At 43.7% G+C, this 11,747-nt stretch carries 13 protein-coding genes; 10 read left to right on the top strand and 3 right to left on the bottom strand.

Annotated elements, in window-relative coordinates; translation table 11 throughout:
- The 8 genes from V7D75_RS10030 to scpB form a co-directional block, all read left to right on the top strand.
- On the top strand, positions 1–656 hold a 656-nt coding region (locus tag V7D75_RS10030; protein WP_333614447.1), incomplete at its 5' end, for a penicillin-binding transpeptidase domain-containing protein.
- Positions 657–735: 79 nt separating this feature from the next.
- Positions 736–1,422 carry a 16S rRNA (guanine(966)-N(2))-methyltransferase RsmD gene (gene rsmD, locus V7D75_RS10025; protein ID WP_333614446.1) on the top strand — a complete coding sequence of 229 codons (687 nt, stop codon included), beginning with the start codon at positions 736–738 and terminating at the stop codon, positions 1,420–1,422.
- 211 nt (positions 1,423–1,633) lie between these two features.
- Entirely contained in the window at positions 1,634–2,062 is a 429-nt protein-coding gene (gene rplM / locus V7D75_RS10020; RefSeq protein WP_068407459.1) for a 50S ribosomal protein L13, read from the top strand.
- A 10-nt stretch (positions 2,063–2,072) separates the two neighbouring features.
- Entirely contained in the window at positions 2,073–2,459 is a 387-nt protein-coding gene (gene rpsI, locus V7D75_RS10015) for a 30S ribosomal protein S9 (protein WP_193031305.1), read from the top strand.
- A gap of 532 nt (positions 2,460–2,991) precedes the next feature.
- Positions 2,992–3,978, top strand: coding sequence for an LpxL/LpxP family acyltransferase (locus V7D75_RS10010; RefSeq protein WP_442968950.1), 987 nt, complete (start codon positions 2,992–2,994; stop codon positions 3,976–3,978).
- 164 nt (positions 3,979–4,142) lie between these two features.
- The gene (locus tag V7D75_RS10005) at positions 4,143–5,222 is read left to right on the top strand and encodes a tryptophan--tRNA ligase (RefSeq protein ID WP_333614444.1); all 1,080 of its coding nucleotides are present in this window, start codon (positions 4,143–4,145) and stop codon (positions 5,220–5,222) included.
- Positions 5,223–5,348: 126 nt separating this feature from the next.
- A complete protein-coding gene (locus tag V7D75_RS10000) occupies positions 5,349–6,197 on the top strand; it encodes a segregation and condensation protein A (RefSeq protein ID WP_333614449.1) in 849 nt (282 codons plus the stop codon).
- A gap of 24 nt (positions 6,198–6,221) precedes the next feature.
- Positions 6,222–6,767 (top strand): SMC-Scp complex subunit ScpB, encoded by a 546-nt coding sequence (gene scpB, locus V7D75_RS09995; protein ID WP_333614443.1) that lies wholly within the window; start codon positions 6,222–6,224, stop codon positions 6,765–6,767.
- A 113-nt stretch (positions 6,768–6,880) separates the two neighbouring features.
- Here scpB and lolA read toward each other — a convergent pair whose 3' ends face one another.
- From lolA to rplU, 3 genes are all read right to left on the bottom strand, one after another.
- The gene (gene lolA, locus V7D75_RS09990; protein WP_333614442.1) at positions 6,881–7,582 is read right to left on the bottom strand and encodes an outer membrane lipoprotein chaperone LolA; all 702 of its coding nucleotides are present in this window, start codon (positions 7,580–7,582) and stop codon (positions 6,881–6,883) included.
- 341 nt (positions 7,583–7,923) lie between these two features.
- A complete protein-coding gene (rpmA, locus tag V7D75_RS09985) occupies positions 7,924–8,181 on the bottom strand; it encodes a 50S ribosomal protein L27 (RefSeq protein WP_055123782.1) in 258 nt (85 codons plus the stop codon).
- 91 nt (positions 8,182–8,272) lie between these two features.
- Entirely contained in the window at positions 8,273–8,584 is a 312-nt protein-coding gene (gene rplU, locus V7D75_RS09980; RefSeq protein ID WP_144297745.1) for a 50S ribosomal protein L21, read from the bottom strand.
- A gap of 617 nt (positions 8,585–9,201) precedes the next feature.
- Here rplU and V7D75_RS09975 point away from each other — a divergent pair.
- Together V7D75_RS09975 and V7D75_RS09970 are read left to right on the top strand one after the other, a co-directional pair.
- Positions 9,202–10,266: a polyprenyl synthetase family protein gene (locus V7D75_RS09975; protein WP_442968949.1), complete on the top strand. Its 1,065-nt coding sequence runs from the start codon at positions 9,202–9,204 to the stop codon at positions 10,264–10,266.
- Between the two features lie 684 nt (positions 10,267–10,950).
- The coding region (locus tag V7D75_RS09970) for an efflux RND transporter periplasmic adaptor subunit (protein WP_333614441.1) at positions 10,951–11,747 on the top strand (797 nt) is incomplete at its 3' end.

Below are 11,747 nucleotides of genomic sequence, written 5' to 3'. Positions count from 1 at the left end.
GTATCGGCCAAGGGTATTTTTTAGCGACGCCATTACAGATTGCCAATGCCACCGCCATGACCGCCAACAAGGGTTATCACATCACCCCGCATTTATTAAAAAGCAGCGATGGCGCGGCGGCCGTTAACGTGATTAGCAAGCCTGATGGCAAAATTGACTACAATGGCAAGCCTTCTGACTGGACACGTATGCACGATGCGATGGAACAAACGATCAAGGCAGGTACAGGGCGTGGCATTTATACCCCGCGCTATCGCATCGCTGGTAAAACCGGAACGGCGCAGGTCAAATCAATTGCTCAAGGTAAAAGCTATAATAAAGCGGCCCTCGATAAACGTCACTGGGATCACGCTTGGTTTAATGGTTTCGCGCCTGTAGAAGAGCCAGAAATCGCCCTTTCGGTACTGGTCGAAAATGGCGGCGGCGGTAGTGCTGTCGCCGCGCCTATTGGTCGCGCCTTATTTGATTATTGGATGCTACAGCGTAAAACCGACCCTATTTTGCCGCCAACCGCCGATGAGTTAAGAGCTATCAAGCGCCAAAAGGCCTTTGAAAAGGCCATGCGCGACGCCGTACGTGATAAAGAACAAGCACTCGCTGAGCAAAAAGAAGCGCAAAGCGCTGCAGCCACAACCGGCGCTGCCACTGCTGAGTAATGACAAAGCTAAACAATAAAAAATTCAGCAATAAAATACTTCAGAATAAATGAACGAAAGGCAATACCTAAAAAACACTATGAAAAAATCTTCAAAACATCGCGTACAAAAGAACAACTATCATGCGAAACAGGCCGCAGCAGGCGACGTACGTATCATCGGCGGGCAGTATAAACGCCGCATTGTGAGTTTTATCGATGCCGAAGGTTTGCGCCCGACACCAGATCGCCTGCGCGAGACCTTGTTTAATTGGTTAATTGCCGATATTCATGACGCTAAAGTACTTGATAGCTGCGCCGGCAGCGGCGTTTTAGGCTTTGAAGCCTTATCACGGGGCGCTGCTCATACCACCTTTATCGAAGTAAGTCCGGCGCAAGTCACTATGCTGCGCCAAAGCGCCGAGCAATTACGCTTAGATGCCAGTAACTATCAGATTATTCAAGGCACAGCTGAGCAGGTTTTGACGCAAAATCAAACAATACAGCGGCATTTTGATATCGTCTTTATCGATCCGCCCTATGCGCAAGATTTATGGCAGCCGATTTTGACAGCACTTATTAAACAGTCTCTAATCAGCACAGAAACGCTGATCTATTTAGAAGCGGATAAAGATTTAACCCTACAACTGGACCAATTGGTAGCAAGCATTAACGAAAGCGCTGAGCCGCCCGCAGAGATAACGCAAGGCTTGATACGTTTTGAATGCCTAAAACAGACCAAAGTTGGGCAAGTTGTCGCTGGACTTTATCAGCTTTCAGCGTCATAATTGTCGGGTTAATAAAAGCCATTGACAAAATTTACAAATGTTTAAAACCGCTAAAAAACTGGCCAACGCTGCAGTTTAATGTATATAAGGCGAAAATAAACCCCAATGCAGCTTGCAAGCGTAGGCGCTACTGCTTATAATGTGCAGTCTGTTTTTTGAGAGCCCCGTTCCCAGCTAAACTCTCAACGAATTCTAATTTTAAGGTTTTATCATGAAAACACTTAGTGCAAAACCAGCTGAAGTGACCCATGACTGGTATGTCGTAGATGCTGACGGCAAAACCCTTGGTCGCTTAGCTACTGAAATCGCTAGTCGCTTACGTGGCAAGCACAAGACTTGTTACACGCCGCACGTAGATACTGGTGATTTTATCGTTGTTATCAACGCAGAAAAAATCGCGGTAACGGGCAAAAAAGCGCAAGACAAAAAGTACTATCGTCACAGTGGTTACCCAGGTGGTATTAAAGAAACCAACTTCACCAAGCTGATTGCACATAAGCCTGAAGATGTTCTACATAAAGCGGTTAAGGGTATGCTTCCAAAAGGTCCTCTTGGCTACGCGATGATCAAAAAGCTGAAACTATATGCGGGTACAGAACATCCACATGAAGCTCAGCAACCTAAAGAACTAGACATCTAAGGATATACTTATGGAACGCAATTACGGAACTGGTCGTCGCAAAACTTCTACCGCTCGTGTCTTTTTAGCGAAAGGTACTGGTGCTATTGTTGTTAACGGCAAACCACTTGATGAGTACTTCAGCCGCGAAACATCGCGCATGGTTGTTCGTCAGCCTTTAGAACTACTTGAATCACCTACTGCTTATGACCTATACATCACTGTAAAAGGTGGCGGTATCAGTGGTCAAGCGGGCGCAATCCGTCACGGCATCACGCGTGCATTGATTGAGCTTGACGAAGCCAACAAACCTGCTCTAAAAGCAGCTGGCTTTGTTACTCGTGACTCACGTCAAGTTGAACGTAAGAAATTGGGTCTACGTAAAGCACGTAAACGTCCACAATTCTCAAAACGTTAATCAAAGCTATCTCTTCTCTTTTTACCACTGCCTTCTTTTTCTCAGAGTCGCTGCAGCCGTATTAAGCAAAAGAGTAGATTTGCAAAACCTTATAAGCTGGTCACAGTTTATAAGGTTTTTTTATGGCTGTTTTTTAGCGCTGCTGTTTTAATTCTATAGTGAGTGAAAAGTAATATCGATACATCACGTCCTGCTGATATCAATTTTTCTCGCTTGCTGTGCCTGCGCAGACAGAGGCTACAAAAAATTGATATCAGCAGTACCGCAGTGTTTTTAGGATATTTTGACTATATTGTTTAAATGCCTAATAGTTTAAAGTCCTTAGCTATCGTTGTCGTTAGTTTATTAAAACTTGCTTGCAAACTTGGACGCGCTCCCCCATCATAATAATAACTTTTATTACCCTGTGCTCATTATGAAAGCCCCCGAACAATACGATCCTAGTAACCCATCAAAAACGGATATGCCGCCGCCTACAGGTAAGCATAGTAAACAAAACGATATGGTTAAGTCGCCCGCCATTCCTGCTGGCATGCCTACAATTACGCAAACGCATAAACAAACGGCGCAAGCAGAAAAGAAACCCTTTCAGTGGCAGTTTTTATTGCCGCAATATTGGGGCATCTGGCTGTTATTGGCAATTATCATGCCGATGATATATCTGCCGCTGCGTTGGCAGTTTTGGTTGGGTCGTAAACTGGGTATTTCAATTTATAAACTGGCCGGCTCGCGCAGACGTGATACCTTAATTAATTTAAGGTTGGCTTTTCCAGAAAAGCCTGAAGCAGAGCGTGAGCTCATGGCAAAGCAAGTTTTTGTCAATCAAGGTATCGGTGTGTTTGAAACTTTGTGCGCTTGGTTTCGTCCCAATATTTTTACCCGTACGGTTTCTATCTCGGGCTTACAGCACCTAGTGAATGCCCAAAACCAAGGTCGACCTGTGATTTTACTTGGGGCGCATTATACGATGCTTGATCTTGGCGGCATGCTCTGCACGCAGTTTTTTGCCACCGATTGTATGTACCGCCCGCAAAATAACCCGCTTCTTGATTGGTTCATTTATAACGGACGTACTAAGATTTTTGGCAAGCAGATTGCCAGCCGTGACATGCGTAGCCTTGTTAATTCTATTAAAGCTAAGCACGTGATTTGGTACTCACCTGACCAAGATTATGGTCTCAAGCAAGGTGTCATGGCGCCGTTCTTTGGTGTGCCTGCCGCTACTATTACTGCTTCTCGGCGGATGGCAAAATTGGGCGACAAGCAAAACCCACCAGCGCTCATGGCGCTGCATACTTATCGGCAAACACCTGATAACCTGCCGCGAGGCAAACGTCCGCATTATCATCTGACCATTACGCCAGAGCTAGACAATTATCCGAGCGATGACGAAGTTGCTGACGCGACCCGCGTTAACGAGGTACTAGAAGGCTTGATTCGTATCGATCCTACCCAGTGGATGTGGTTCCATCGTCGCTTTAAAAACGGCCCTAACGGACGTACCGATATTTATAAGTAGGTTTTGATTCCCCAAAAAATAGCTGCGAAATTTGCTATACTTTGCAGCTGGTATTTTATCAGCCCTATTATTTACCTCGATAACTTATCTATTTTAATAACTCACTCATATCAATAACTCACCTGCATAAATAACGATGTGAGAAATAAAATAACGGATTTTTCATGAGCACTCAAACTGACGCAGCTGTAGACAGTTCTAAACAAGAAAGTAAACGTATCCTAACCGGCATTAAACCGACGGGCATTCCGCATTTAGGTAATTACGTTGGTGCTATTCGCCCAGCCATTCAATCTATTCAAGACAGTGATGATGAGGCGTTTTTCTTTTTGGCCGATTATCATGGCATTATCGGTTGTTATGACCCTGCTGTCATTCATGAATCGACCAAAATTATTGCCGCGACTTGGATTGCCTGTGGTCTTGACCCTGAACGTGTGACCTTTTATCGTCAATCTGATGTACCAGAGATTCCAGAGCTGGCGTGGATTTTAAATTGCTCATGCGCCAAAGGGCTGATGAACCGCGCGCACGCTTATAAAGCGGCAGTCGATATCAATACCGAAAAAGCTGACGTTGATCCAGATCAAGGGATCAATATGGGTCTATTCGGCTATCCAGTGCTCATGGCGGCCGACATCTTGATGTTTAATGCCACCCATGTACCTGTCGGACGTGACCAAGTACAGCATATCGAGATGGCACGTGATATCGCTGGTACATTTAACCATCGCTACAAACCTCTCTTTACCCTACCGTCAGCAGTTGTTGATGAAGACATCCCGCTATTAACAGGGCTTGATGGCCGAAAAATGAGTAAGAGCTATGGCAACACCATTCCTTTATTTGGTGAGCCTAATCCGCAAGTCAGTCCTGAAAAGCAGATGCATAAGGCCATCATGAAAATTGTGACTAACTCGCAGTTGCCTGCTGAACCAAAAGACCCTGATGATTCTGCCCTCTTTGAGATTTATAAAGCCTTTGCAACGCCTACGGAGATTGCCGATATGCGGGCGCAGTATGCCGCAGGTATTGGCTGGGGTGATGCCAAGCAAGCATTGTTTGATAAAATCAATAGCGAGATTGCTCCTTTTCGCGCGCGTTACGAAGAGCTAATGGCCAACCCAAAAGAGCTAGAAGAAATCTTACAAATGGGCGCAGAAAAAGCCCGTCGCCATAGCCGTAAACAGCTCGATAAGACGCGCCGCGCTATTGGTATTCGCCCCCTTGCTAAGCTTAAGTAAGTCTTTGATTGCTTTTACTCATTGTAATCAGGACGGATGCTAAAGGTGCAGACTGTATTGAAAAATAAAACAGCGGCTTTACCAAAAGCCGCGTTTTCCGTAAGCGTGGATGAAAACGCTAAGTTTATGGATAACAATAGCAAACATCGTATTTCAATCAATAATGATATGGCGCTGCGTATTTATCAGACGCCGGTGCAGCATCTACCAGAAGATCTCTATGTACCACCGCAAGCCTTTGCCATTTGGCTTGAGCAATTTGCTGGACCCTTAGATTTTTTATTATATCTGGTCAAAAAGAACAATGTCGATCTCACCCAAATGCCGATATTGCCGATTACTGAGCAGTATTTGGCTTATATCGGTGAGCTGGATACCGAGCATTTTGAATTGGCCGGTGACTATCTGCTGATGGCGTCTACCTTGATTGCCATTAAAACCGAGCTGTTACTACCAAAGCCCGAAACACCAAGCGATGAGCGTGACCCAAAAGCTGAGCTAATTGAACGCCTTGAAGAATATGCGCAAATCAAAGTGGCCAGTCAACGTTTGGACAATCTGGTGCGTCTTGAGCGCGATGTATTTTTGGCGCTGGTTAGTATGCCCAGCCAAGAGATTATGAGTGCCGAGCTGCCTAATTATTCGCCAAATTTATTGATTGATAGCTTATTTAAAATGCAGCTACAGCCCGACTATCACATGCATACCATTAAAGTTGATGCCGTGCCCCTTTCTGATCGCATCGCCAGTATTAGCAGACAGCTAAGCATGGATAGGGCGCGCTCGTTTTATGAGCTGCTGGATAAATCCCAAGGTAAAATAGGCGTCGTAGTCAGTTTTGTCGCCGTCCTTGAGCTGATGAAACGGCAGTTGATTGGTGTCGTAAATAATCATTCAGAGCGCCAACCAGCTGCTGACAATGAGTCTGCAGCAGACCGCCATATAGGACAATTAACGTTACAGTGGCTAGCTTAATGGTTTTAACAGAGAATACGTGCAATGACAGATAAGCAAAATCAAGATTTAGAAGAAATCAGCAAGCATATCGAAGTACTCCTGCACGCTTCAGAAGCGCCCCTGACTGCCAGTATTTTAAAGAAGTACTTGTCATTAAACACTAAAGAGCTTACGCAAGCATTAGACCTACTACAACAACGTTTAGATACTGGTGTACTGACCTTGCACGAAACTGCTAGCGGCTATCGCCTGCAGATCGCCGACGACTATAGTGCATTAATCCAGCGTGTCTTTCCGCAGCGTCAAGAGCGCCTGAGCCAAGCCCTGCTTGAAACCTTGAGTGTCATCGCCTATAAGCAGCCGGTGACCCGTAGTGATATCGAGCACGTGCGCGGTGTGACGCTATCAAGTAATATATTGCGTCAACTGTTTGATAAAGGCTGGATTGAAGAGAAAGGTTATAAAGAAACCTTGGGGCGCCCTGCACTGCTACATACCACAGCGCAATTTTTAGATGCGTTTGGATTGACCAATTTAGATGAGCTACCGCCACTGCCCGATATGGAAGCTATCAAAGCTTTGTCTTAGTACCAAGTCATTATCTTAAATCGATTAAAGTAAAATCTGTATATACTTATAGCAATAAAAAAGGACACACTTTATAAGCGTGTCCTTTTTTATAGGCTTAATCAGTAAAAGAATTATTGATTAATAATATCAACGCCCTTTGGCGGCGTGAATTTAAACTGACTGCTATTGATACTCGGATTCATTTTAATACCGCTAAACTTAATCGTCGTGGTTTGTCCTAGCGTATCATTCAGCACCATCATCACAGGTTTGCCGCCGCTAAAACTCATCGATAAGCTCTTAAAGCTGGCGCTATCTGATTTTGGATAGAGCACATAGTAGTTTTTATTGGCATAAGGCTGGGTGATTTTAAAGTTTTTATCAATCTTACTTGGGTCACCTGATAACAATAACGCTGGCGTGTTACCTACTTGGCTATCGACATTTTGCTTGGTCGCTTGTTCCAAGTCTTTGTCATAAACCCACATTGAGCTACCATTCGCCACAATCAGCTGCTCTGACGGTGATTTGGTTTCCCAGCGGAAGTTATTTGGACGCTGGACGCTCATGGTACCGCTAAAAGTGCCACTATTCGCGCCTTTGGTGGTTTGGCTAAAGTTAGCGGTCATGCTTTTGGTGTTGCTTAACAGCTTATTTAAGCGTTTAGCGGCCGTTAAATTATCCGCAGGAGCAGCGCTTGCCGTTTGGGTCAATGCTACCATCGGCGCTGCCACTCCAAGCGATGACATCAATACGCCCGTTAAAGCGCCGCCCATCAATTTTTGTTTTAAAGTAGTTTTTTTAGTAAGTGTCTTTTTCGTTAATACAGTCATTATAAATCCTCTCTCAAATGCAAAATAGCATAAAAATAATACGTGTTAATTAAAATTTTTGTTTTCAATAAGTGCTTATCTCGCGCCAAAAAATCGACGTCAGTAAACAATGCAGACAGTGTGCCAGTTTTTTTATTACGCGCCTAGTCATAATTTGCAATCATTACTACCGTTGCCATACGCGCTTGTAACCGACAGCGATACACGGCATATAGCGCTTTTTATTCTTTACTTTTCTTATAAATGATAGCCATAAAAAAGCCCTTACTACCAAAGGGTAATAAGGGCTTTTTTAGTCATCGGATTATGTTAGTTAATAACTACATAACCTAGATGGGCAATTATGCGCTTTCAACCATAACATAACGACGGTTGAATTTACCTTTGGTCGCAAACTTTACCACACCGTCATTTAGTGCAAATAAAGTATGGTCACGACCCATGCCAACGCCTTCGCCTGCGTGGAATTCTGTACCACGTTGACGAACGATGATGTTACCAGCTGTGATAGCTTGGCCACCAAAGATTTTAACGCCTAGCATTTTTGGGTTTGAATCACGACCGTTACGGCTCGAACCGGCAGCTTTTTTATGTGCCATGAGAAAATCTCCTTGTTAATGTGACTTATCGCTAATGCGACAACTCTTAAGCATTTAGTGCGCTATTTAGCAGTCATTGCTAAGTGAATAATTAGGCATTAATGGCTTTGATTTTTAACAAGGTATACCATTGGCGGTGACCTTGCTCTTTGTGATAATGCTTACGACGATTGTGCTTGATGATACGAATTTTTTCGCCGCGACCATGCTCAACCACTTCAACTTCTACGCTAGCGCCTTCAACGACAGGTTGACCGATTTTGACAGTTTCACCGTCAACAACCATCAATACGTCTTCAAATTTGATTGTTTCGCCTTTTTCTGCTTTTAATAATTCAACTTTTAAAAGCTCATCGACCACAACACGGTGCTGTTTACCACCAGTTTTGATTACTGCGTACATTGTCTGACTCCGTTTAACCCGTGTGCCGTGGCTGATGTTATATCAACGCTTCAATAACGAACACGACAGGGAAAAATTAAAGGCAAGATTTTACGGCTTTTTGCTCATAAAAGCAAGCCGCGCCTCTTGTTTTTGCAAGGTGGTAATAACAATCATAGCGATTGATATACGTCTCTAAAAAAGCGATAGATTTCACTGACAAAGGTAATGGCTACCGATGTTAAGATAAACCGCTCTATGTAGATATACTATAACGAACGCGAATCGGTTAAAATCCAACAGCCGCTATTATAGCTTATATAATCAGTGACTTACAGTTTTTTGTAAATATAAACCTTATTAACGACTATTATTAATAAAATATTGCTAACATAAGTGGCTCATTAAAAAAATCTAACCAGTTAACTTTTAAAAATGATAGAAATCAAAAGGACAACACGTCGCTATATTAAAAGTCCTAACTTACTTTCTGCTATACTTAAATCAACCATTGACCTAAACAGCTATGCTATTATGCGTCAAACGCTAGCCTAACTATTATTTGCTGCAAGCATTATTATAAATAGACCGCTATCTAAACCCATTTTTCATTTTTTTCATTTGTATGACGACTTATTATGACCAGTAATTCTTTATCGAACGCCGCCGCACCCTCGACCACGCCATTAAACGTTCTAACCAGTACGCCAAGCTCTGCCGATACGCTAAGCTATGCTGATATCCAAAGTATCGTTGCTAACGATTTTGAGATTATGGATAAGCAAGTCTTTGGCAGCTTGAATTCTAAAGTGCAACTGGTGATGAGCGTCTCGCAGCATGTGATTAATGCTGGCGGTAAACGTATGCGCCCTCTGATTACCTTATTGTGCGCGCGTATGTTTAACGACGAGCCTTCACAGCAAGCGATGCATCTGGCAGCGATTACTGAGATGCTGCATACGGCAACCTTGGTACATGATGATGTGATTGATGAGTCAGGGCAACGCCGAGGCAAACCAACGGCTAATGCTACTTGGGACAACGCCACTGCCGTGCTGGTCGGCGATTATTTGATTGCTCGCGCTTTTAATCTGTTGGTTGGTTTTCAAAGCTTGCCGCTATTGCAGGTATTCTCCGATGGTACCTGTGATATTGCCGAGGGCGAAGTGTTACAGCTACAGCATCAGCATAACCCTGCAGCCACTGAACAAGACTACCTCAATATTATCGATGGCAAAACCTCGCGCTTATTTATGATGGCGACCCAAGGCGCGGCTATCTTGCAAAATAAAACCGAGCACTTGCAAGCATTGGCTGATTTTGGTCAGCATTTCGGTAACGCTTTTCAAATCGTCGATGATGTACTCGACTACAGTGGCGATAGTGAAGTGATGGGCAAGAATTTGGGCGATGATTTGGCAGAAGGTAAACCTACGCTGCCTACTATTAAAGCACTTGAATTATTAAAAGACAGCGATAAAGCAGGCTATGAGCAATTACGCCTTGCGGTGCAAACGGGTAAAACCCCAAACGCTGAGCAGCTTATTGAGCTCGTCCGTCAATCAGGCTCACTTGAGTATTGTAAACAGCGCGCCTTGGAGGAAACCAAACTGGCGCAGCAAGCGCTTAGCAGCTTACCTGACAACCGCTACCGTCAAGGGCTATATCAGCTGACGGAACTTGCTAGCGCGCGTTTAGTGTAAATATTGCTATTTAATATATTATGGCTGCTTAACCTGTTTACGCAGCATGTTGTGGCTCAGAAATATTTTACTTTTTAATTTGTAGTTAAGTTTTACTTTATAATAACAAAATAAATGAAATCAGAAAATGAGGGCTGTGATAGTTACAGCTCTGTCATTTTCTGTCATTGTCTAGCGCTTTTTTTCGTTTCATATCTCTTACTTTTCCCTGAAATTTTAGCGTTCACACTTAAGTATTGCTAAAACATCGTTTTTCTGTGCATGCCATTTTCTACTGTATTTTTATATGGTTTTCTTGCTACTATCTTTAAATCGTATTTGAAAAAACAAAATTTAACAATATTTTGGCACCGTATTCATTACGAATCTTACAAGGTATTTAGAACGTTACGCTTGTATTATCAATGGTTGTTAGACCTTTATCGAGATACAAGGCATTTACAAGGTGAATAAGCGCCTTTTTGTGTCTTGACTGTGGGGTATACCCTATAGTTTATAATCATGCATTACTTTAAATCTGCTTATCCGATTGTTCTGTGTTTAGTTATTATGTTATTTATTTAGTAATAAACCCATTAACAGCGGTAAAGACATATTACGTTTCATATCTACTCCGTTAAGATTTATCCATAAACTTTTTTAAACTGTAATTATTATATGATATTTATATTGCCGAGGACATTGATGAAGCACTCTACTCTTGCGCTTGTAATAGCATCTGTACTATCTGGCGCTGTATTGGTCGGCTGTGATAAAAATGAGGACGCAGCTGGGGCAGCAGCGCAGCAGCAAATGCCACCTGCCGTCGTCAACGTTCAGACTGTCACTCTAGATACCGTACCTCAAGTACAAACTTTCGCTGGTCGTACTGCCGCCTACCAAACTGCCGACGTTCGCCCACAGGTAAACGGGATTATTGATGAGGTGTTGTTCCGCGAAGGTAGCAACGTCAAAAAAGACCAACCTTTATACCGTATCAATACCGATAACTACGCGACGTCTATCACCAGTGGGCAGGCAGCCATTCAACAAGCTGAAGCCAATTATCAAACGGCGTTGGCAAATAATGCCAATGCCAAAGCTGAGCTGGTCAGTCGCCAAGCGTCTTTATCGCAAGCGCAAAATGACTTAAATCGCTTGCAAGGTTTGATCGAAATTGATGCCATCTCAAAGCAGCAATACGACCAAGCGGTTACCCAAGTTCGCACCGCACAAGCAGCAGTCGAAAGCGCGCGTGCGGCGATTGGGCAAACCGAAGCTGGTATTGAGAGCGCTAGAGCCGGTATCCAAACGGCGAAAGCAAACTTACAAGCCAGTACACTAGATCTCAACCGTACTATCGTACGAGCGCCGCTCGCAGGTCGTACTGACCGCTCGAGCGTTACTGCTGGTACTTTGGTTAGCGCCGGTCAACCAGATCCTTTAGTGACTATCTCGCGCTTAGATCCTATCTATGTCGATATCAGCCAGTCATCCTCTGA

Source organism: Psychrobacter sp. (genome assembly GCF_036731945.1).
In the GTDB taxonomy this organism is placed as follows: Bacteria; Pseudomonadota; Gammaproteobacteria; order Pseudomonadales; family Moraxellaceae; genus Psychrobacter.
Note: the sequence above shows the minus strand (reverse complement) of the source record. Positions and strands in the feature narration are given on the sequence as shown.